Genomic DNA, 22,720 nt, shown 5'->3' on the forward strand with positions numbered 1-22,720 from the left:
CGAGCCGATAGGCGAGGGGCAGCCCCAAATCCTACTTCTTATCTGGCATCTCCTCCATAAACTCCACCTTCTTTTCATGGCCGATATTCATGGTAGGTGTCCCTTTGTAATCTGTAATTTTCCCCTTTACACAAATTTGCTTGCCATAGAGTTCCGTCTCTGGCGAATAAGAAAAATGCTTGATATCCTTGCCCCAGATGGTTACGGAAAAAATCTGGTTGGGAAATTTTGTGTCCAGATTGATAAAGACAGAGCCCGATTTGGTTTTCTTGGTGGATACCACTGTGCCGCAAACGCAGGCTTTTTGGTTCATAAAGACGGGGGCATCGGCGGTGCTGATACAGTCTTTGGGCAACTCCTCATTGCTGAGGGGAGGAACATCGGCCAGGCGACCTTCCGTTGTTTTCTCCCAGCTAGAAGGGTCCTTCATGGCTTCTAGGCGCTTTTCTTCCGCTTCGGGCAAATTGCTAAAGAAATCTAAGCCCGTTTGGGCCTCCACCTCATCTACCGAGACGGCATAGCTGATTGTGGGGTTGTTGCAGTGGCCATTTTTCATGATAAAACCGATGGCTTTGGGCTGCTCGGCCTCTAGGTCCAAAACCACCTTGAAAAAGGCCTCGGGAATGCTCACTTTATTTGGGCCTTGCGTAATTTGCGGCAAGCCCTCTTTCAAAATAGGGCCAGTAATGACCAAGATCGAGCGTTTGTGAGAAAAGACAGCTCCTCGGACCCAGCGCTCCAAATCGGCCCAGCCCTCTCGGTTAAATTCGGGCAATTGGGGGCTCATGTTAGAGTAATAATAGGACTCACTAATGGCCGTTTTGGACCAGCGGAAATCCGCAGAAGGGGCCAAATGCCCACGGTCGTAACCACTATACCAGTAGTCGGCTTTTACCGCAGTTCCGCTACTCACCAGCTCATCTTCTCTAAAATCATTGGTTCGGCTAAGGTTGCCTTCCATCATGGCGGGCGGAATAATATGGGCCACCCAGGCGGCCTGTTCATGGGCCTCCGAATAGTTCAGAATCATGGCGGCATGCTCTACCAATTCCCCTTTTACGCCATCTTTGGGCAATCCCACTTTCTTCAAATCGGCTCTAATCTTTTGTAGGCGGATGTTTTCAATTTGCTCAATAAGGGCGGCTTTTTGTTCGTCTAGGCTTTGCTTTTGGGCTTCTAGTTTTTGTAGTTCTTGACCAAGGTTTTGGCTCCAAAGGCAAGCCGGTAGGGCCAAGATAAAGGCCCATAAAGTAAGTTGACGCATAAGCGATGGTTTGTTTTGCTGAATGAGCTACTAAGATACAGAATCAATAAAGGGATGCGGGCATTCTGCAGTTATTTAAAGGAAAGTTTATTTTGATTTTTATGTTTTTGGGGCCCGCGGCCGCCCCAAAAAGGGCGGGCGGCCGCCGCTATGCTACGGGGCTCGCTGCTCGCTCGGCCGTTCGCTGGCTTCGCCAGCTCGGTCTGGCCTTCGGCCACCCACTCCGCAGCGCTGGGCCCTCAGCGGCCCTTCGGGCCTTCGCAAAAGCGGTATTCGTCGCTGCGCTCCTCATTTGTTTTCACGACCCCGCCCACCCGCCCCTCCTCGGGATTCCCTAAGGAATCCCTCAGGGGTGCTGTCGGCGGTTTTTTTAGAGAAAAACAACCGTATCGCCTAGCTCTTCAGCCAGAAATAGGCCAGAAACAACCGTCTAGGGCGCTGCTGCAGCCCACAAACAGCCCTAGCCTTGCGCCAGCCTTCCTCTGCAGTTGCAAAATGGCCCAGAGAAATCCCCAGAGCTAATCTGCAGTTTACAAACTCCTCCGGGCGTATCTAGAATGTCCTATCTTTTTTTTCTGGACCCAACCTACTACAGTTTAACAATAGGCGCTTAGCGGCAAAATATATCAGCCCTTTGACTTTTTACCCTTCTTTTTGCAGCGAGAAAGAAAAACCCCCATTTTTTTGCTTAAAAAAATCGCTAATGTCATCAAAAAGCGATAATATGAGCTACAAATTAAGACCAGAGCCCTAAAAAGCCCATTTTATCCTTTTGCCGATGAAGCTAATAGAACAAAAGCGCCTGCATTTTAAGCAGGGCAATTCTGATAAAGTATATGAAGTAGACCTTTGCGAATTGGAAGCAGGGGCCTTTCTAGTAAATTTCCGTTATGGGAAAACGGGCGGCCCTTTAAGAGAGGGCAGCAAAACGCCCAGCCCTGTAGATGAAACCAAGGCCCGCAGTCTGTACAATAAATTGCTACAGGATAAAATGAAAAAGGGCTATTTGGATGTCTCTGAAAAGAGTCAGGCCAAGCAAGTAGCGGCTATTCAGCCCCCAGCTAAATCTCTAGAAGGAGAGGACGCCCAAATAGCTTGGATCCTATACCATTTGCAGCTCGCTCAACTAGATCCAGCAGCCCAAAAGGCCCGCAACTGGAAGTTGTCTAGGGTCGCTTGGCGTGCCGCCAGCCTCAACATCAAAGCGGCTGGACCCTATTGCTGGGCCCTTTTTGAGCAAAACCATAGAGGCAAATCTATAGACGATATGGAGCTCTATAGCCTACTTTGGGCAACCGCTCAACTCGATACAGCCGTAGAGGACCCCAGCAACTTATTAACTTTTTGGCGAAGCAAGAAAAAAGCGCCTAGCGCTAAAAAACTAGCGCCCTTTGTCTATTGGGAACTAGCCGATGCCGCCAGACAGCAGGCTTTGCTCGAAGAGGAGCTGCCCAAACTCCCTGAACTCTGGCAAAAGGCCTTGGATCGTAAAGATAATGATGCTTTGGCCTATCAGCTACGCAAGGCCAAAGGAGATAAAAGCATGGAGGAAGCATTTGCTATGCTTTATTTATTGTCTCCTGCCATGCCTTATTGTCGCAAGCCCTTAGTAGAAGTCATTTGCGAAATGGAGTTCCGGCCCAATAGCTTCCGTTTGCTGCGTCGCCTCTTCAAAATGGCCACCTTTCGCAAGGATGCACAGTTTTGGGGCGCCTTGGCCTACCGTTTTGAAAAAGCGAGCCCGCAGTATAGAATGCCCCGCCGCAATAATCAATATGTTTGGGTCAGCTATAATCGTATGCGGCCCAAAGATGAGTTGAAAAAAGAAAATAGCCGTCTGGCCTTCTCAAATTTGACCAAGGACTACTTTAGCGATTATATGCGTAAGGAGTTGGACCAATTGGGGCAAAAAGGAAATATCGCCTATGTCGCTATGGCCACAAGCCTCCTCCTCCAATATGATGATAACCGAGATGGCCGCACAGATCGCCGAGAAAAGAACTGGCGATTTGATAATAAAAAACAACGCTGGATTGCCAGCGTATATCATTATCCTAGCTATTCTAAGGAGCTAATATTTAACGAGATTCTTTATGCCAATAGCCAGCGATATGTTTATTCTCCCATGAAACAAGAATGGGTGTATGGCGAGCATTATGATCCAGATATGCCCTTGCCGGCCCCACTTTCAGAAACTAAATATGCCGAGCTCTGGCAGCAGGAACCCAAGGCCTTTTTGCACCTAATGGCCGAGGCCAAAAGCCAAAAGGTCCTAGAGTTTGCCCATACGGCATTTATGGCCCATCCCATGGCCAAGAGCTTGCAAAAGCGACTGGGCTTATCTTACTGGAAACAGCTATTGAGCCGCCCCTATCAGCCACTGCAAACTTGGGCCCTCCAAGAAATTGTGGCCAATTATGAAAAGTCAGGCAAGCCCACGGCTATCCTACTTTACCTTTTGGACCATGATTATGTAAAGGCCAGAGAACAGGCTTTGGCTTGGCTAGAAGCTGATTTCTTTGACTATTTTGCCGACCTAGATTTGGTCTATAGTCTCTTATTGCACCAACGCAAAGATTTGAGAAATTGGGCCCAAGAGGCCTTGGGACGTATCGTGGAGCTGTATGAAGCCGCCAAACGTCAAGCGCTTTTGGGCCGTTTGCTGGGCTTCTTGCTCCGCTCGGGCCAAGATCAACAGCTCCTAATGACAGAGGTGGAATCGCTGCTGAAGAGCTACTTTGTGGACGAAACTCAACAACTCAGCCTAGATTTAATCGGGAAGTTTTTACGCCTGCCTTTGGCACAGCAACAAGCCTTCGGTTTGTATTTGCTTAAGGGCCATGCAGCAGAAGCTACACAAATTCCCTTTGAAGATATTCAATATCTCTTTGGCAAAACAGCCGATTATTGGCGCTATGGCTTAGAACTGCTCCGCCATTCTTCAGAGCAAAAGCTCTTGCAAGAAGGCGACTTCCTTTTGGGCCTTTTAGAACATCGAGAAGAGGATGTGCGCTTGGCCAGCCGTGAAGTTTTGGCCCCACTCTATGCCCAAAATCAAGCTTTTGCTGTTGATCAAATGCAACAGCTCTTGCGCAAACTGATCCGCAAAGAAAAAATTGAGGGCTTACACGCGCTCTTTGCCGATATCTTAACTAGCGAACTAGAGGGCCATTTGGCGGAGGTAGACCGGAAGTTTATTTTCCGTCTGCTCAATGCAAAATATGCCCCAGCACAAGAGTTGGCCGCCGTCTTAATTGATCGCTATATCCCTTATGACTCTTTGTCGGTAGCCAATACCGTTCGTCTGGCCAATCATGAAATTGTAGCCGTTCGCGAGCTCGCCTGGAAGATGTTTAAGGAGCAAAAAGATCGTATGCGCTACGAAAGAGAAGAAGCTTTGCGTCTACTAGATGTAGATTGGGCCGATTCTCGACAATTTGCCTTTACTTTCTTTGGAGAAGCTTATACCGCAGAAGATTGGAACCCTAGTTTGATGGTGGGCATCTGCGATTCGGTTCGCCAAGATGTACAGCAGTTCGGTCGCCAGCTCATTACTCGCTTCTTTGAGGAAGAGGATGGCCCCATGTACTTGGAGCAATTGAGCCAGCACCCCCGTCCAGAACTACAACTCTATGCAACTAATTATTTAGAGCGCTTTGGGGCTGGACATCCTGAGCGGATTCTATCGCTACGCGATTATTTCTATACCGTTTTGGCCCAAGTCAATAAGGGCCGAATAGCCAAAGATCGCATCTGGAGCTTTTTGGCCAAAGAGGCCAAAGCTTCTTTTGAAGTAGCGCAATTCCTTTCTGATCTAGCTACTTTTATCTCGGCCACCGCAGCTATTGGCGATAAGGAGCAAGCCGTTATTGTGCTACGCGATTTGCAAGACCAATATCCCCTGCTCGAACAGCCTATTGCGATTCACGATTATCCCACTCAATCTTAGTCTAGCTCAATATGTTATTTAATTATAAGTATGGAGGAACTTCCTCTGTGAAGAATAAAGCTGGGCAAACGGCCATGTCTTTTGCCCCCGATAGTTTGCGCGAGCCTACTTTTTTTGTGGGCCAATTGCATAAGAAAATTGCCTTTAGAGAAGCCATCTCTGCCTTGAATGCCGTAGTCGTTTCTGACCTTCGCTTCAAACCCCGAGATAAATCTGCCTATTTGGCCTGGGCCAAAGAACAAGAAGAGGTTTGGCTGGCACAATACCTTGGCGAAATCGCCGGAGATGAGGCCAATATCAAACAACGTATCGAAGATATTTCTGTAGAATTGGCTGGGGTAGAAGAGCAGGAACGAGGCGTGATGCAACATTTCTACAAAAAACAAAGAGAGTATTTTAATTACCTCTATAAAAAGGATTTTGATGCCTGGATCGTACTAGATCCCGTCATCACTACTCATCCCGATAGCATTTTCTTTGAGTGCTTTAGCCAAGATGAATCTACTTATGGTAAGCTCAGCTGTGGCTATAATGTCTTTAAAAATATTGATGAGTTTTCTTGCGGAACAACCAATATCGATTACTCCGCAGCCCTCTATAATGAGTTTCAAAAGATTCGAAACTATAAGGAAACCGATTTTCGGGTAGATCCTTCTGGCTTTGAAATCCAAACGGAGGACCAAGACTTATATAAGGAGGTCAAAATTGACCTGCCCGAAAGCTGGGTCCGCGGCTTCCTTCAAGTGAGCTCTGCCATGACGATGCCGCTCATTCGCTTTGATTTGCATCCTATGGATATTCACAGCATCTGCCAGCTTTTGCGCCGCTTTAAAGAAACACATGGCCCCCGCTCTTTGCGCTTTCAGCTTCGCCCCGGCCAGCCCGTTAAAGTAGTGGTAGAACCTTGGAATAAAGAAATTATCTGCCGCCGCTCTATTTATCATGGGCCAAAAGCAGAGGAGGTCCGCATTTGGGGCCGCCGCCGCTTACTCATCTTAGAGCGCCTGATTCCACAAGCCAAAAAGTTTACGGTCAGCTTTCTCGGATCTGGTTTGCCTTCTTTTTATGAGGCCCAACTCGAGGGAGATATGGTCTTTACTTTGGGCCTTTCTGGCTGGACCGATAACGATTGGTCCAGAGCGGGCAACTTTGATCTGCTCGCCCCTCGCTTAGAGGTAGACGATTGGACCAAACAAACCGTTTTTGAGGCCCTCAAAACTACTTATTTCGAATCCGTAGATAGCCTGGCAGAACGCCTGCAGTTAGGTACAGATATCGTCAGCGCTTCTTTACAAGCCTATACCCAAGCGGGCCGAGTGATTTTTGACCCTACCTTGGGCGTCTACCGCCTGCGAGAATTGCATCGGGAACCGCTCGATATGAAATTACTCCGCTTTGCTTCGCCTCAAGAGGAAAAAGCCAATAAGATTTTGGACCAAAACCGCCTCAGCAATTTATCGGCAGAGGCACAGCAAAATGGCCAAACTCGACTGTCAGCACAGATCAAAGGAGAACAACGCAATTACCAATGCCAACTCCTGATCGATGCCGATGACCGTATGGTCCAAGCCGAATGCAATTGCAATCATTTTCAAATGAATAAATTGCGCAAAGGCCCCTGCGAACATATCCTAGCCACTCGTATGGCCCATAATCGCAAAACTGGAAAACTGATCTAGCAACTTTTTTGGGGCCTCCTGCCTGCGGCAGGCGCTACGTTTCAGGGCTCGCTATTCGCTCGGCCCTTCGGCGCTTTCAGCGCCTCGGTCTGGCCTGACGGCCACCCTTACACATCGCTAGGCCTGCGGCGGCTTCGCCGCCTGTCTACCGCAAAAAGGACCAAAGCTTCACTATTTTGATAATTTTTTGAAAAAATTTAAATAAAAACTTGACAAGCTGCTAAAGAATATCTATCATTGTAACAGACAAATGGGGATGACAAGCATCTCTATATAGATATTGAAAAGAAGGATCAAGAGAAGACAAAGTCTTGCAAAAAGAGCGCTGTTTCGGCGTTCAAGCGATATTACTCTTCACTGTTCACTAAGGAAGAATCTTTATGATGCGAACTGCCGTAGGTGCCCCTACTACGTCCCCTACGCGGTTTCGAGTCGTAGACTCTGTAGGGGACGTAGTAGGGGCACCTACGGCAGTTCGCTGGAGTTGATTCTCTTAGTTCTAAGATTGTACGAAGTAAATCTTCTCTCCTTCTTTTTTTCTTTTGCAGCTACTTTCAATTTTGGACCAGCTAGGCTTCGGCTTTAGTTCTCCCAAATTGAAAGTAGTTTTTTTTTGCCTTAATCTGCTCCCTATGTCTGACCACAGAATGACCCGTCAACAGATTTACGACCGTATCCGCCAAACTTCTAAAGAGGAATATATCTTAGAAGAAATGAAACGCCTTGGCTTTTGGGATACAACTGAAGAGGCTCCAAAAATCTCTGAGGAGATTATCCAAAAGAAGGGCGCTCTCCGAAGAGAACTGCGTGAGCTGATGGAAAAGCAACGCATGTTCCGAGATAAGGAGCGCATGCTGGCCGAAATGCGTAAAAAACGCATGGCCGATGCCCTAGCTCGCCGAGAGGAGACCAAGGAGCGCCGTAAGGCAGAGAAAGAAGCCCGCGCTAAAGCTTGGCAAGAAAAGAAAGAGCGGAGTATTGTCTTTTTGGGTAAAGACTATTCTGCTGGCTTGAGCCAAGAAAAAGCGGATCTGGAGAAATTGGCCGCTTTGAATTTACCGGCCTTTCAGGATATAAAGGAATTGGCAGAGGCTATGGATATTTCTGTAGGCCGTTTGCGCTACCTTTGCTTTCAACGGAAGCTCTCTACGGTATCGCATTATGAGCGCTTTTATTTGGCCAAGAAAACGGGAGGGAAACGCCTGATCTCAGCGCCTCGTCCTATGCTTAAAAATGCCCAATATTGGCTGCTAGAGAATGTGCTTTCTCGCTTAGAGATGCATGAAGCTGCTCATGGCTTTGTGCCTCAGCGCTCTATTGTGAGTAATGCTAAACTGCATGAGAAAAAAGAGCTGGTCATCAATATGGACCTCAAAGACTTTTTTCCTACCGTAACCTACCCTCGAGTGAAGGGGATGTTTAAAGGATTGGGCTATTCGGAGCAACAGGCCATTATTTTTGCCCTATTGACTACAGAGCCAGAGGTGGACCAAGTAGAAATAGATGGGCAATTGTATTATGCCCAAAAGGGAGAACGCTATTTGCCGCAGGGTGCCCCTACTAGTCCAGCTATTACCAACTGGCTTTGCCGCCGCATGGACCGCCGCTTTGAGGGCGTAGCCAAAAAACTAGGCTGGACCTATAGCCGCTATGCCGATGATCTGAGCTTTTCTGCTAATGATACGAGCAATATTAGCCGTATAATTTGGCAGGCCCAGCAGATTATTCAAGATGAAGGCTTTGTGATGCACCCCAAAAAACTCAAAATTATGCGTAGAGGTCGCCGCCAAGAGGTAACGGGCCTTACGGTAAATGAGAAAGTGGCTGTAGACCGCAAAACCTTGAAGAAATTTAGAGCTTGTTTGCATACCATAGAAACTAAAGGCTATCAAGCCGCAGAATGGGGCCAAGGATTTATTTTGGCTAGCATTAAGGGCTTTGCAAATTATGTTCGTATGGTACAGGCCGATAAGGGCCAAGTGCTTTGTGAGCGAGTGGACCGCATTTTGGCCAAGGAAGAAAACAAGCAAGCATGGAAGGCCTATTTTGCTAATCCTAGCACCAAAAAATATGCTTATGAGGCCCAAAAACAACAAGCTAAAACAGAAGAGAATGCCGTAGATTTGGGCAGCTCTGGTTTGGCAGAAAGCTTAACCCCCGTAGACCCTCAGCAAAAAGATGAGGAGCAATGGTGGAGCCTTTGGTAAATTAGCCGAGGCAAAAAGAAAGCCCCCGCAGTCATTTGACTGCGGGGGCTTTTTGTTGGCCCAAAAGTACATATCGTTTAGGGCGCTAGAGGCCGACCGAAGGGAGGACTGGCCACAACAAGCCCTTTAGGGCGCAGTTCGACGACTGAAGGGAGTAACCGATGTGCAGCAGTTATTAAGGCCGAGCAAAGGGATCTAAGGCAAATAGCGAGCGGCAATAAGCAGTCTTGAAGAGGCGCTAGAGGCCGACCGAAGGGAGGACTGGCCTAGCGATGTGCAGCAGTGGCCCAAAGGGCCAGACCCAGCCGCCAAAGGCGGCGCAGGGCCGAGCAGACCTGCGAGCTGCGCAACGTAGCGCCGACGACCAAAGGGAGGCGGAGGCCCCAAAACAGCAGTATCCTAGGCCCTAAATCTGTTCGACAGCAGTGGCAAACAAATAATTGAAGGCGATCATTTGGCCCATAAAGCCAGAGGCATAGCCGCCATAGACCTCTTTTATTTTATGGGCGCCGAGGAGTAGGCGAGCTGTACCTACTAGGCCGGCCAGTAAAACCACCCAAATTAACAAGTAGCTTTGGCCATCATAGCTTCTGCTAACGGCAAGTAGCGTCATGGCCACTAGGCCGCCCATGCCTGTAGTATGCACACTAATTTTACTAAATAGATTGAAGAAAAAAGAGATGAACAGCGCAATTGTGCTGCCCAAAGCAAAGGCCGTTAGTTCTAGAGGGACGCCGGGATTATTCTTGAAATTGACAAAAATGATCATATATAAGAGGCCCACTACGATATAGGGGCCGATGCGTTCCATGCGGCCAGGCATCTGCAGGGAAGAGACAAAATTGAGGGCCCGCATCATGAGGACCGTGAGCAGAGGGACCGCAAAAGAGAAAATGGCCAGCCAAATAAAGAGCATACTATTGACCTTATTCTCGAAAACGGCGGCAAAGCTACTGACCCGAAACAAAAAGGGATTGCAATAGGCCAAAAGGACAAAGGCGTAGAGCAAAATCAGAAAAGGGTGGAAGGCCAGAGAAAGAGCTTGGGCCAAAAGGACCAAAATGGCTGGTTGTTGGGCCTGCATATACTCTGCTTGAAGGACCTCTTGTTCGAGTTCTATATCTTCATTTTTCATACTCATGAGCTAAATTATTTTTTACGGAAGGGTTTGACAATGCTGGCTAAAGCCAACCAGGCCGCCAAAAAGATAGATAATCGCCCAGGTAAATCGCCATATTGGGCAAAAAATGTAGGGCTCCATATTTTAGGTGTGCAACTTTGGCCATCTTCTAGGGCTTGGTAGTCGCCATTGGCCAAAAAATGATGAGCTTTCTTATTTTGGACCAAAATAATATCGCTGCCACTCTCTTGGGCGCGGGCCCTAGCCGAGCGGTATAAAATCGGCGATAAACTGCTGTCTGGACTAAAGGCAATAACGGTTTGTGCTCCTTTTTGCAGGCCCTCTCGGATAGGGGCCGTACGGTTTAGGCTATGGGCATTGAGCAAAAGCAGGCGAGAGCCCTGCCAATCGATAAACTGAAAAAAGCGCTGCTCTACCCCCAATATGGTCCGAACAGAAAAGGCTTGGCTACTCAGTTGTTGGCGTTCTCCTTTTTGCCAAAACCGAAGGCTGCCCAAGCTATCTTGCCCAGCCAAATAGGCCCAATCATTTAAGGTTTTTTCTTGAGCATAAAGGGCATTTTCTGGAATCTCTTCTTTTGGTGCTTGGCCCAGCAGCAAGCGGCCCTTTTGGTTTGTATAAGTAGATTGATAGGTAAAACTGCCCGAATCTCCCTTTTGCCCTGGCCCCATAAACAAGCTGAGGACAAAGGGAAGGAGGAGCAAAGGAATGCCGGCCCAAATAGCGCCTTTTCTACTTTTGGCTTGGGCCGGAAAGAGAAAGCGAAATAACTGAATATTCAGGCTGAGTATCCATAAACTAGCGCCTCCAGTACCCACAACCGTTAAGGCCTGCCAGCTATTTCCAAAAAGTAGGGGCAAGCTCCCTAGCTGCCAACCGGCCCAATGCCCACTAAACTGCCCTTGCATCCACTCTAGGGCCAAATAGCTACTCACAAAAGCCCAATAGCCCAATTTGGCATTGTGCCGATGATGAATCAGCCAAAGCATGGCCCAGGGAATACTAAACAACAGACTTACAAAGGCCCAAGAAAAGAGCCCCATAGATAGGGTTACGGCCTCTACGGCCTCGGGGGCCAAGAGGCCATAAGTAAGTAGGTTGCTTAAGATACTAAAGCCTACAAAAGGCCAAAAGCTCTGCCTTCTACTAAGCCAAAGCAAAGGAATAAAGGCAAAGAAAGCCGTCAATAGAATACTATATGTCGAAAGGCTAAAGGCCAGCAGTAATCCACTGCCCAAACTAGCCACTAAGGCCCAAATAAGAGGGGCTTTTGCTTGCTGCGTCTCCAATAATCTCGATTTTATTCGCTAAAAACCATAAAACAACTGAAATCGCTGGCAGTTGTCGGCATTTTCAATAGACAGCTCATAATGACCAGCTGCCTGTCCGGGCAAAGTTAATTGATATGTGGGTAAATCCAGATAGATTTCTTGGCTTTGAACGACTTTACCGCCCCTTTTCCATTTTATTTTTAGCCATTCTCCCTTTAAGGCCGATAAATAGAGCCGTAAATCTTCTTGGGCGGATAAAATATTGGGACCTAATTGGACCTTAGGGCAGGCTGGACCTAAACAGATTTCTTGTAAGTAGCGCTTATGGCCCCAAGGATTAACCGCTAGTAGGCGGTAGCTCGTAGCCTTCCCCCTTTTTCGACTATCATCTAGGGCATGAAAGCCGGCCTGATGAGGTGGGTTGTAGGCGTTGAGGCTGCCAATAATCAGCCAGGGGCTGTCGGGTCCCTCTTTGCGCTCTAGCTCAAAGTGGTCAATTTCTGGACTAGGGTGCTGCCACCAGCTAATGCGCCCCCCTCGCAGGCCTTTGCCCCAATACAAACGGCTGGCTGTAGCGGGCAGAAAGCTTTTGAGCTTAGGGCCATTGAGGCTAAGGACTTCGGCCTTGGGTTGTATGCCCTGAACGGGGCCCAGCTTATAGGCTTCATAATTGGCCATATTGAGGAGGTAGAGCTCCTGGCCCCCTACACTAAAGTATAAAAACTGCTCTGCATCTATGGGCCAAAGTTGTCCCTCGGCCTGGCTTTGCCCCCGAGCAAAATTTCTAAACCAGGTTTTTTTTGGCCGTTCAATGACGCCACTCTCTGGCTCAAAAAATATAGGCGCTCCACTAGATTGCATAGCCCAAAAACGACCCTGATTAGGCAGATAGCTCCAGTTAGACAACAGCAGCGGCAGCCCTCTTTTTACTACAGATAGCTGGGCCTTGGCTTCTAGCCCTAGGCTGTAGAGCAAGGCCCCAGATTGAAAATATAGCTGCCCCTTATAAATAAAACTCCTTTGAATGAGGGCCGGAAGAGCTTCTATTGGGCCTAGGTTTTTCCAATAGGCTCGACTTCTATTGTAGTGCAATAACTCATTGGCCAAACTAATGGCCCAAATATCTTCTCCTTGGCCAGCTACTGTTTTTAAAGAACTAGGCAACTCTAAAAATGGCCTCCAGCCCCAGTCTCCACTAGCTAAAGGGACCAGCTGCTCTAACTGTCGATCGGCCAAACGCAAGGGCTGCTGAGCAAAAAGAAAAAAGGGAAAACAAAGCAAAATAAGAAAGTGGATAAGCTGTGGCATATGACTGATTTTTGCTCAAGGTCTGCTTTTTATCTTAGAAATAAAAGAAGGGGGCTTTTAGCTAGGGCCTACTAAATAGACTGTAATTGGAGTCTGTTTAAAATTTTGTGTTTCTCCTTTTTGCGCCTAGGGACAAGCCCCTAGGCTAGCTTTTTTAGACAGCCCTCTAAAGAGGGCCTTTGGATAAGGTTTTTCTCTGCGATAACAACTGAACAAGGCCTTGTATATCAACAGTTGAGGCCCTCGCAGAGGGCTGACTCCATTGGATTAGCCTAGGGGCTTGTCCCTGGGCGACTATTGGCTAAATCCCAACAAGCTAAAGGCCCAAATTTTATTCTAATACACAAAATCCTGAAGAGCCCCACAATTGGCCGTTTGGACTACTCTACCCCCTCAGTTGCACTTTAATAGGTCCTCTGTTGATGTTGCTTAAGTCCTTCAATGGACCTAAGCAAGTCCTCGCTTCCATTTTACTACCTCCTCCAATGGACTTAGGCAAGTCCTCAATTGCCACAGACTAAATGGTCTTTAGTGCTTATTAAAGCCCTCTTTTGATTAGCCCCTAGTCCTCGCTAGGACCTGTTTAGGTCCTCTTTAGGGCTGCTTAAAGTGAAGTTCTGGGGGGGCATGAATCCCCCTGAGGGGTAGCGCAAGCCCTCAGGATGGGTAGAGTAACCCCTTTGGATGGGTAGAGTAACCCCTTTGGAGGGGTAGAGGAAGCCATCAGGAGGGGTAGAGTAACCCATCAGGAGGGGTAGAGTAACCCCTCGGGAGGGGTAGAGTAACCCCTTGGGAGGGCTACGGCAAGCCTTTCGTTCAAATAAAAGGCAAAAGCCAGATAGAAATAGGGCTTATTCCTTGGCTTTATCTAAATTTTCCTTAGCTTTTTGGCCTAACAAATTACTATATAATCATGAGTCAGAAAGTAGCAGAATTGGCCCCAAAAGCACTATGGGAGGCCTTTAGTCAGCTAAATGCGGTGCCTCGGCCCTCTAAAAAAGAGGAGGCGGTATCTGCATTTATGCGTGAATATGTATCCAAATTGGGATTAGTGGCCGAGGAGGATGAGGTTGGGAATATTTTGGTCCGAAAGCCAGCCACCGCAGGTCTAGAGAACCGTCCTACTATTCTTTTGCAGAGCCATTTAGACATGGTACATCAGAAGAATGCGGATACCGATTTTGATTTTTTGAGCCAGGGCATCGAGATGTATGTAGAGGGCGATTGGGTAAAGGCCAAGGGCACCACTTTGGGGGCTGATAATGGCATTGGCGTGGCGGCTATTATGGCCCTATTGGCTAGTAGTGATATTCCGCATCCGCCTTTGGAGGCCCTATTTACCATAGATGAAGAGACGGGGATGACGGGCGCTTTGGGATTGGGCCCCAACTGGTTAAAGTCAGACTACTTGCTCAATCTGGACACAGAAGACGACAAAGAATTGACCATTGGTTGTGCTGGCGGGGTAGATATTTCGGTAGCGGGAAGCTATACGCCTATGGCCTTGGCTAAGGAGGAAGATTTGGCCCTAAAAATCAGTTTGAAAGGCTTGAGTGGTGGACATTCGGGGATGGATATTATTAAGGGTTTGGGCAATGCCAACTTATTGTTGGCCCGTGTTCTTCGGGCGCTTTCTCCTTTATCTTTGGCCCAATTTGATGGGGGTGGATTGCGCAATGCGATTCCCCGAGAGGCCTGGGCCATTGTGGTTTTGCCCAAGGCAGAAGCGGCCCAATACAAAGAACAACTAGCTGCTTTGGAAGCGGAGCTCAAGGCGGAGTATGCCAGTACTGACCCTAGCCTTAGCCTCACTGCAGAGGAGGTAGCTTTACCGGCCATCAAGTTGGGAGAAGCGGAGCAAAAGGCCCTTTTATCGGCGGTATTGGCTACGCCCAACGGCATCTTCAGGATGAGTCCAGAGATAGAGGGCTTGGTTCAAACCTCTAATAATTTGGCGCGTTTGCTGGTCAAAAATGGGGAATATACTGTGCTTTGCCTTTGTCGCAGCTCCGTAGATACGGAGAAATGGGCCTTGGCCGAGAGCATACAGGGATTGTATGAACTATTGGGGGCCGACACGCAGTTGTCGGGCAGTTATCCGGGTTGGGAGCCTTTGCCGGCTTCTAGTTTGGTGGACCAAATGCGTCAGTTTTTCCTTGATCGTTTTGAGGAGGAGCCCGATGTAAATGCCTGTCATGCGGGTTTGGAGTGTGGTATTTTGGGTCGTCATTACCCCAAGATGCAGATGATTTCTTTTGGGCCCAACATTCGGGGGGCGCATTCTCCTGATGAGCGGGTACAGATCAGTTCGGTACAGAAATTCTGGGCTTATTTGCTAGATGCTTTAGGGCAGTTGAAGTAGTCTGTTTTGGGGCCTGCCGCCTTTGGCGGCCGGGCCCTTGCAGGGCTCGCAGGTCTGCTCGGCCCTGCGCCAGCAAGCTGGCTGGGTCTGGCCTTCGGCCACCCTTTCAGGCCCCTAGGCCAAATAGAAACGGACCGCCAAGTTCTTGGCGGTCCGTTCTGCGTTTGAGCAGGCGGCGAAGCCGCCGCAAAGGCGCGCAGCGCCTCGGCTGAGGGGCTGTAGCAGGGCCGCCGAAGGCGGCAGACCGAGGCGCTGCAAGCGCCGAAGGGCCGAGCGAACAGCGAGCTGTGCAATGGCCCGACCCAAGGCCGCAGGCCGCAGGGGCAGCCCCAAAAAAGCAGAAGAAAAGAAAACTTAGGCAGGGCTATCCTCTAGAAACAGCTCGGCAATAATATGGTCGCTCAGGAGTTTGCCTGCATTGCTGAGATAGATATGTTCATTTTGGAGTTGGGCCAAATCATCTTGGATAAAGGGTTGGATAGTTTGCAGCAGTTGATTTTTAGTGCTTGTTCCCCAGCGTTGTTCCACCTCTAAGAGAGAGAGGCCCCATTTGGTGCGCAGGCGGGTCATAAGCAGCTCATTAAATTGTTCTGTGGGGGAGAGCTCTTCTTTTTCGAAGAGCAATTCATTATTTTCTAGGGCCTTAATATACTTCATATTATGAGCAATATTCCATTGTCGGCTATGGCCATTGAAGCTATGGGCCGAGGGGCCGATGCCGAGATAGGGTTGGCTTTTCCAGTAAGCCGAATTATGTTGGGCATACTGTTCATTGCGGCAGAAATTAGAAATCTCGTACTGTTCATAGTCGTGAAGTTGGCATTCTTCGAGGAGGATTTCGAAATGTCGGGCGGCTTTATCTTCATCTAGGGTCGGCAACTTCTTGCGTCGGATAAGATGTTCGAGGGGGGTATTGGGTTCTAGGGTGAGGGCATAGGCGGAGAGGTGAGGGACTTGGAAGGCGAAGAGTTTTCGGATTGTTTTTCGCCAATCCTCATTAGAGAGGAAGGGGCCGCCATAGATAAGGTCTACAGAAAGTTGGTTGAAGCCCACGGCCAGGGCATTGGCCAGGCAGTTCTCGGCTTCTTCTGCGGAGTGGGCGCGGTTCATATAGCTCAGTTCTTTGGGCAAAAAGGATTGCAGGCCGATGCTAAGGCGATTGATGGGGGTATGTAACTTATAGCTACGGAGTTTATCGAGGCTCATATCATCTGGATTGGCCTCTAGGGTGACCTCCATATTTGGGCCGAGGGGGTAGTGTGTTTTGATAATGGACCAGAGTTGGTTAATCTCGGCGGCGGAGAGCAGGGAGGGGGTGCCACCACCAAAATAGACCGATTGCAGTTTGGCGCCTTGGAGATAATCTTTTTGCAGAAGCAGCTCTTTGCTAATGGCTTCAAGCATCTGCCCTTTATATTTTAGGGAAGTAGAGAAGTGGAAATTGCAATAGTGGCAAGCTTGCTTGCAAAAGGGGATATGGATATAGAGTGCCGACATAGAGGAGAGGTCTGATGGTTAGGGCACAAAATTAAAATAAAATATTGGAAAAGGGGGATTTGCTCCGCCATCAATACTTCTTCTGGCAAGCTTGCAAAAATATTGATTATTAGCTTTTTAATGGAAATGATAAAGTTCTTTTAAAATAAGGGCCTATTAAGAATAAATCCTTATCTTAGCTAAGCAGCAAAGGGTAAGAAATAAAGCAGCTTGCCCTTACAATTAGTAGATTTTTCATGAGAATAGGTGTATGCCTATTGGGCATCTTGGTGTAGCAGCGCCAGGATGCTTTTTTTGTGGAAGCTACTACATTAAGCAGACTATAGAGGGTGTATTAAATGATTACTAAATATACAGCTCTGGCGAAAAGCCTCTTTTTTAGTTGTATTTTTGAAAAAATAAGAGCCAATGATCAAGAAAATAATTAGCCAGTTCTACCTCAAACTAGCGGGCTGGAAAATTCACCCCAGTATTCCCCAAGAGGCCCAAGGCAACTGCGTACTTATTGCGGCCCCGCATACCACCAACTGGGATTACCCCATTACTATGGCTGCCATGGCCGAGCTAGGCGTTCCCATTAAGTACACCATCAAAGATGACTATATGCGGCCCCCTTTTGGCTGGTTTTTTAGAATGATGGGAGGGATCGGAATCAACCGAAAGCCCAAAAAAGAAGGGGTGGAGCGCCCTTCTATGGTCGATGTTATTGCCAACTTATTTGAGGGCCAAGAGCGGCTCTGCATCATTATGGAGCCTGAAGGAACCCGCTCTAAGGTGGTCAAATGGAAAACGGGCTTTTATTATGTGGCCCTAAAGGCTAAGGTGCCTATCTTGCTTGGTTGGCTAGATTATGCGAAAAAAGAGGGGGGAATTGGCAAGGCCATACATCCTTCTGGAGATATTGCCAAGGATATGGCCGAAATTATGTGCTTTTATAAGGACATACTGGGAAAAAATCCCGAACTTTTTGCCCTTGACGAAACATATTACCAGCCCAACCGCTGCTCATAAAATAAATTAGCATGAAACTTAAAGCCCTAAAAGAAGAGATTGCCCAGTTCCAAATCCTATTGGAGCGCATCGAGCAATCGCAACCCATTAGTCAATTAGAGGTAGATCTCGTTTTGCAAAAAATTAGAGGCTTTTATGAATTGGCCTTGGCCAAGGAGGAGGAAGCTCCAGCCTTGACCAGCAAGCCCAAAATAGCAAAAGAGGAAGCGCCCAAAAGCCCCAAAAAAGAAGCGCCCAAAAAAACAGGCCCAAAAATCTTCTTAAATGAAGTCCCAGAACTGCCCAAGGAAAAGGAAGAAATTCTAGCTCCCGTAGAACCGCCTGTGGTCGAGGAAAAAGTTCAGGAAGAAGAGAAACAGCCTGCTCTAGAAGAAGAGAAACCCGAGCCAGTACGCCATCGGGCGACAGAGGAAGCAAAAGAGGAAGAGGCTCAATTGCCCGAGGAAATTTTGCCCGAACTAGAACTGCCTAGCGAAAAAGAGGAGGAGAAAAAAGTAGAGGAAGAGAAAGTAGAGGAGCCAGCTACTCCTATTGTAGAAACGACCAAAGTAGAAGAACAACCGCCTGCAGCTGTTGTAGAAAAAGAAGTGCCCAAAGAAGAAGCGCCGCCTGTTGTCGAAGCCCCGAAAGAGGAGCCCGCAGCTGCCAATAAGGAAGAATACGAAGCTCTTTTTGTCTTTAAGCAGGCTACGGACCTTATGAGTCGCTTGCAACAAAAGCCCATCAGCGACCTAAAAGGAAGTATTGGGGTGGGCCAACGGTTCCGTTATATTGGGGAGCTCTTTGCTGGCGATGCAAGCCGCTTTGATGAGGCCATTGACTACTTTAACCGCAAGGCCGATGACTTTAATCAGGCCCGAGAGTATCTAGAAAATAAATTGATTCCAGAAGGAGACTGGATGAAAAAAGAAAAGCAGGATTTGGCCAAGGATTTTATCAAATGGATCCGCCGCCGTTTCCTCTAAGCTGCCAATGCTATGAAGCCTTTATTGCAAAAATTATTATGGAAAAGCCGCTCGCCCTGGCAAGTTTGGGGAGCGGCTATTGGCCTTTTTTTGGGGCTCTTTCTGCTTTTGTTTAGCCTACAGATTTTCTGGGATGTACAAACGCTAGCCAATGGCGCTAGCGAGGAAAATCTTTTGGTCCTACAAAAAAGGGTAGAGGGGCTGAGCGGAGAAAAAAGCTTTAGCGAGGCGGAAATTGCCGATATTCGAGCCCAGGGCTTTTGCCAAGATCTGGCTCCCGTTCGCTCCAATCGCTATGAATTGATGGCTCGTGTGCCGCAGTTGGGCTTTTCTACCCTGCTGTTCTGCCAGTCGGTCCCTCTAGATTATGTCGACATAGATAGCAGCGATTTCCAATGGAGCGAGGGCGATCCCTTTGTGCCGGTGGTCTTGTCCAATGACTATCTCAGCCTCTATAACTATGGTTTTGGCCCTAGCCAAGGCTTGCCTAAGGTCAGTGCCGATATGCTGGGCTCTTTTTTCTTCGATTTTGATATTCGGGGAAAAAACAAACGCAAAAACTATAAGGCTAAGGTGGTGGGCCTGAGTCGAAAATTTAACTCGATTTTGGTTCCCGCTAGTTTTTTGGAGGCCAGCAATCAGCAGTTTGGCTATGAGCAGCCTAAGGTGAGCCAGCTGATTTTGCAAACGGATAATCCTTTTCAAAAGTCTTTGGCCAATTATCTAGAAGAAAAAAGCTATGAACTGAGCCGAAATAGCCTAATTGGGGGCGAGTTGAAGCAGGGGATTTTCCTCCTGTTGGCCTTTTTGCTTTTCTTGGCCACGGCCATCATCAGCCTGTCCGTTTTGGTCCTTTTGCTCAATTATCGCCTCTTGGTTAGCCAAGCGCAAAGCAGTATTTTACTACTTCTACAGCTCGGTTATCGCCAAGAGCAAATTGCTAAGGTTTTGGGCCAAAAGCTCAATTTACTGCTGGTTTATATCCTCCTTGGGGTCTTTTCGATTTTGCTGCCGCTCAAGTTTGGCCTAGGCTATTTGCTCAGTCAAGAGGGCTATGCCATTGGCCATTGGCCACATTTTACGGTCCTCTTGAGCGCCCTATTTTTGGCTCTCGGCATCCTTTGGCTCAATCGCTACATGATTAGAAAGGCGGTGCAAGCCTTACCTTAATGTTCTTTTTTTGGGGCCTCCGCAGCAAGCTGCGGCGCTACGTTTCAGGGCTCGCTATTCGCTCGGCCCTGCGGCGCTTGCAGCGCCTTGGTCTGGCCTGACGGCCCCCCTTGCACATCGCTAGGCCTGCGGCCCTTCGGGCCTGTAGGACGCCAGCACTCACTGAAAATCATCAATCAAATTTAATATTCTATTATGAAACCTTATGAAAAGGAAGTAGAGGTAATTTGGGCCGATATGGATCCCAATCAGCATATGCGTCATACCTCTTACAGCCAGTATGCGGCCCACACTCGGATTAGTTTTTTTGCCCAGCAGGGGTTTCCCTTGCAAGATTTGGCCAAAAAGGGTTTGGGGGCTATTTTGCTCAGAGAGCAAAGCACTTATATCCGAGAAACTCAAATGCACGAAAAGCTCAGTTTTAATATGTTGCTCAAAGCGGCTACGGCAGACTATACATTTTATACCATAGAGCAGGAGGTCCGCAAGGAGAATGGCAAGCTAGCGGCCAAGGTCCTTATTGATGGCAGCTGGATTGATATGCAGGCTCGTAAAATTACGGCTCCTTGGCCCGATTTGGTGGCTGCTGTTATTGATGAGTTGCCTCGCCACAAAGATTTTGAGTGGAAGGAGCCCACTTATTACCGCTTTAAGTAGTGTTTTTAGCGTCAAAAGGGCGGCCCGCAATTGCGGGCCGCCCTTTTGCTTTTATACTTCAGGCAAATCGTCTTTGTCTACTTCTGTTTGCTTAGTGGGTGGGGCAAAGAGTTTTTTGTTGCTTAGGTTCATGCTATTGGCTAGGCCCAAAAAGCTATAGCTTTTGCAGGCGCCTTGGCAGTGGCGGATAACTTTGGGCAGCAGTTCTATTTCTTGGGGGCTCCATTTGCCCAAAACAAACTCTACTTGTCGGCCTTTGGGGTAGTTGTTGCCAATACCAATTCTTAGGCGGGGGTAATTATTGTGGCCCAATTCTTCTTCTATGCTTTTGAGGCCATTGTGGCCACCGGCTCCGCCTTTGCCTCTCAGGCGGATTGTTCCGAAGTTGATATTGAGGTCATCGACAAGGACCAGGACATTGTCTAGGCCAATATTTTCTTTTTTCATCCAGTACAGTAGGGCTTTTCCACTCAAATTCATGTAAGTAGAAGGCTTGAGGATGAGTAGTTTTCGGCCCTTATATTTTCCTTGGGCCAGATCGCCATAGCGTTTTGTTTCAAATTTGGCGTCTAGGCTTTGGGCCAAGGCATCGGCTACTTTGAAGCCAATATTGTGGCGGGTTTCGGTATATTCTGCGCCAATATTTCCCAGGCCTACAATAAGATACTTCATAGGGTTTATACTTTTGGGGCTAGCGGGGCTAGCAAAAAGTTGTTTAATCCAAGCAATCATTTTTCTTCAAATAAAAAACGCAGCTCAATAGGCATTGAACTGCGTTTTGCAAAGGAAAGCTTTCCTTTTGTTTATGCTTCTTCTTCTGCAGCACCTTTAGACTGAGCAGAACGCAAAGCACGAGGAATGTCAACAGAAGCAACGGGAATGCTGCTATTGGTCATAATTTCGATACCTTCAGTAACTTGGATATCGCGTACACGCATTGACTTACCTAGGTCCAAGGGACTTACATCAGCAGGGATGTAAGCGCAAAGGCTTTCGGGTTGGATCAATACTTTGAGCTTGCGCATTTTTTGTACTAGCGTACCCCCTACTTTTTGTCCTTTAGAGCTACCCACAAGGCGGATAGGCACTTCAGTTTTCAAAGTTTGGCCAGCTACGATAGCTTGGAAATCCATGTGAAGGATTTTGTCGGTTACAGGGTGGAACTGCACATCTTTAACGATTGCTTCAACAGTTTTGTCACCTAATTTGATGCTAGCCTTGCGAAGTTCGTCAGTGTAAATGAGATCACGGATCTCAAGAGCAGTAGTTGTAAAGTGGAGGTTTTCGCCATTTCCGTAAACCACACAAGGAATGCGCCCTTCTTTGCGAAGTTCTCTGCTGCTGCTTTTTCCTAGGTTGCTTCTCAGTTGGCCCTCAAATTCAATCGTTTTCATCAGAAATGCGTATTTGTATTAGTATAACTAAGCGTTGTCTATAAAAATTAAAAGAAGCTAGTGTGGCATTTGGCCCTCACTGGCTTTCTTTCTGCTTTACAAAAGTGTTGCAAAGATAGACAAAATATTCTTTTAATCAAGTTTTTGGAGAAATCTTGCCAGCTTTTTTGCCTTTGTCTTGGGTTTGGGGGAGCGAAGCGACCGGCCTAGCGATGTGGAGGGGTGGCCGAAGGCCAGACCGAGCCAGCTTGCTGGCGATGGGCCGAGCAGACTTGCGAGCCCCGCAACGTAGCGCCGCAGCTTGCTGCGGAGGCCCCTACTTAATGATCTAGAAATTGTCCTCTTTCCTTGAGTTCTTCATCAATGGCTTTGAGGATAGCTTGTTGGTAGCCACTACTTTTATATTTTGCAGATAGCCAGATGCTACCGAGCAGAAAAAACATAAAGGCGGTGGCGGCGATGGGCAGAAAAATGAGGCCGAGCAGGGCCCAAGACCAAAAGCCCAGCATGCCGATGCCGAAGAAAGTGGGGGAGGCGATGCCGGCGGCAAAGATAATTCTGGACAGCCGTTGGTATTCTCGGTTGCGTTGTTGCCAACGCCCTCGTAGTTGGAAGAGGTGTTCGGTGGTATAGTGGGCTGGATGAATGCTGAGTAGGGTGTCGGGATCTTCCTGGCACTCTTGCTCGATGCGGTTCAGCAATTCATCGATAGATTGGTCTATTTGATTTCTCGTTTTCATAAGCTGTTGGATAACTGCCTGTTTGAGCCTTTAATTTACTATTATTATATGAGTTTATTGTAGCTTGCTGCTCGCTTATTCAATAATAGCGTATATTTTTTTGCA

16 protein-coding genes are annotated in these 22,720 nt (G+C 47.9%); 8 read left to right on the plus strand and 8 right to left on the minus strand.

Going from position 1 to position 22,720, the window contains the following annotated elements; genetic code table 11:
• Positions 1–31: 31 nt before the first annotated feature.
• On the minus strand, positions 32–1,264 hold the full coding sequence (locus SAPGRDRAFT_RS13290) for a DNA/RNA non-specific endonuclease (protein ID WP_002659730.1): 1,233 nt from the start codon (positions 1,262–1,264) through the stop codon (positions 32–34).
• Positions 1,265–2,042: 778 nt separating this feature from the next.
• Here SAPGRDRAFT_RS13290 and SAPGRDRAFT_RS13300 point away from each other — a divergent pair.
• The 3 genes from SAPGRDRAFT_RS13300 to SAPGRDRAFT_RS13310 all read left to right on the plus strand — a co-directional run bounded on the left by SAPGRDRAFT_RS13300 (position 2,043) and on the right by SAPGRDRAFT_RS13310 (position 9,099).
• Positions 2,043–5,213 carry a WGR domain-containing protein gene (locus tag SAPGRDRAFT_RS13300; RefSeq protein WP_002659735.1) on the plus strand — a complete coding sequence of 1,057 codons (3,171 nt, stop codon included), beginning with the start codon at positions 2,043–2,045 and terminating at the stop codon, positions 5,211–5,213.
• Positions 5,214–5,224: 11 nt separating this feature from the next.
• Positions 5,225–6,892 (plus strand): SWIM zinc finger family protein, encoded by a 1,668-nt coding sequence (locus tag SAPGRDRAFT_RS13305; RefSeq protein ID WP_002659736.1) that lies wholly within the window; start codon positions 5,225–5,227, stop codon positions 6,890–6,892.
• Positions 6,893–7,524: 632 nt separating this feature from the next.
• The gene (locus tag SAPGRDRAFT_RS13310; RefSeq protein WP_002659739.1) at positions 7,525–9,099 is read left to right on the plus strand and encodes a reverse transcriptase family protein; all 1,575 of its coding nucleotides are present in this window, start codon (positions 7,525–7,527) and stop codon (positions 9,097–9,099) included.
• Positions 9,100–9,505: 406 nt separating this feature from the next.
• Here SAPGRDRAFT_RS13310 and SAPGRDRAFT_RS13315 read toward each other — a convergent pair whose 3' ends face one another.
• The 3 genes from SAPGRDRAFT_RS13315 to SAPGRDRAFT_RS13325 are packed head-to-tail and all read right to left on the minus strand — an operon-like array spanning position 9,506 to position 12,819.
• A complete protein-coding gene (locus tag SAPGRDRAFT_RS13315) occupies positions 9,506–10,240 on the minus strand; it encodes a hypothetical protein (protein ID WP_002659741.1) in 735 nt (244 codons plus the stop codon).
• An 8-nt stretch (positions 10,241–10,248) separates the two neighbouring features.
• Complete coding sequence (locus tag SAPGRDRAFT_RS13320; protein ID WP_002659743.1) at positions 10,249–11,529, minus strand: hypothetical protein; 1,281 nt, start codon at positions 11,527–11,529, stop codon at positions 10,249–10,251.
• Positions 11,530–11,547: 18 nt separating this feature from the next.
• A complete protein-coding gene (locus SAPGRDRAFT_RS13325) occupies positions 11,548–12,819 on the minus strand; it encodes a hypothetical protein (RefSeq protein WP_002659745.1) in 1,272 nt (423 codons plus the stop codon).
• Positions 12,820–13,732: 913 nt separating this feature from the next.
• Between SAPGRDRAFT_RS13325 and SAPGRDRAFT_RS13330 the strand changes: the two genes are divergently transcribed.
• On the plus strand, positions 13,733–15,181 hold the full coding sequence (locus tag SAPGRDRAFT_RS13330) for an aminoacyl-histidine dipeptidase (RefSeq protein WP_002659748.1): 1,449 nt from the start codon (positions 13,733–13,735) through the stop codon (positions 15,179–15,181).
• A 354-nt stretch (positions 15,182–15,535) separates the two neighbouring features.
• Here the strand turns inward: SAPGRDRAFT_RS13330 and hemW are convergent, their stop codons facing one another.
• Entirely contained in the window at positions 15,536–16,678 is a 1,143-nt protein-coding gene (gene hemW, locus SAPGRDRAFT_RS13340; RefSeq protein WP_002659750.1) for a radical SAM family heme chaperone HemW, read from the minus strand.
• A gap of 408 nt (positions 16,679–17,086) precedes the next feature.
• Between hemW and SAPGRDRAFT_RS13345 the strand changes: the two genes are divergently transcribed.
• The 4 genes from SAPGRDRAFT_RS13345 to SAPGRDRAFT_RS13360 all read left to right on the plus strand — a co-directional run bounded on the left by SAPGRDRAFT_RS13345 (position 17,087) and on the right by SAPGRDRAFT_RS13360 (position 20,481).
• Positions 17,087–17,689 carry a 1-acyl-sn-glycerol-3-phosphate acyltransferase gene (locus SAPGRDRAFT_RS13345; RefSeq protein WP_002659751.1) on the plus strand — a complete coding sequence of 201 codons (603 nt, stop codon included), beginning with the start codon at positions 17,087–17,089 and terminating at the stop codon, positions 17,687–17,689.
• An 11-nt stretch (positions 17,690–17,700) separates the two neighbouring features.
• Positions 17,701–18,654, plus strand: coding sequence for a hypothetical protein (locus SAPGRDRAFT_RS13350; RefSeq protein WP_002659752.1), 954 nt, complete (start codon positions 17,701–17,703; stop codon positions 18,652–18,654).
• A gap of 12 nt (positions 18,655–18,666) precedes the next feature.
• Positions 18,667–19,824, plus strand: coding sequence for a hypothetical protein (locus SAPGRDRAFT_RS13355; RefSeq protein WP_002659753.1), 1,158 nt, complete (start codon positions 18,667–18,669; stop codon positions 19,822–19,824).
• A gap of 195 nt (positions 19,825–20,019) precedes the next feature.
• A complete protein-coding gene (locus tag SAPGRDRAFT_RS13360) occupies positions 20,020–20,481 on the plus strand; it encodes an acyl-CoA thioesterase (protein WP_002659759.1) in 462 nt (153 codons plus the stop codon).
• Between the two features lie 51 nt (positions 20,482–20,532).
• Here SAPGRDRAFT_RS13360 and pth read toward each other — a convergent pair whose 3' ends face one another.
• From pth to SAPGRDRAFT_RS13375, 3 genes are all read right to left on the minus strand, one after another.
• Positions 20,533–21,153, minus strand: a complete 621-nt coding sequence (gene pth / locus SAPGRDRAFT_RS13365) for an aminoacyl-tRNA hydrolase (RefSeq protein WP_002659760.1) — start codon at positions 21,151–21,153, stop codon at positions 20,533–20,535.
• Between the two features lie 131 nt (positions 21,154–21,284).
• Positions 21,285–21,875 (minus strand): 50S ribosomal protein L25, encoded by a 591-nt coding sequence (locus SAPGRDRAFT_RS13370; RefSeq protein WP_002659761.1) that lies wholly within the window; start codon positions 21,873–21,875, stop codon positions 21,285–21,287.
• 320 nt (positions 21,876–22,195) lie between these two features.
• On the minus strand, positions 22,196–22,615 hold the full coding sequence (locus tag SAPGRDRAFT_RS13375) for a DUF2892 domain-containing protein (RefSeq protein ID WP_002659762.1): 420 nt from the start codon (positions 22,613–22,615) through the stop codon (positions 22,196–22,198).
• Positions 22,616–22,720: the final 105 nt, after the last annotated feature.

This window comes from Saprospira grandis DSM 2844, assembly GCF_000275825.1.
GTDB lineage: Bacteria > Bacteroidota > Bacteroidia > Chitinophagales > Saprospiraceae > Saprospira > Saprospira grandis_A.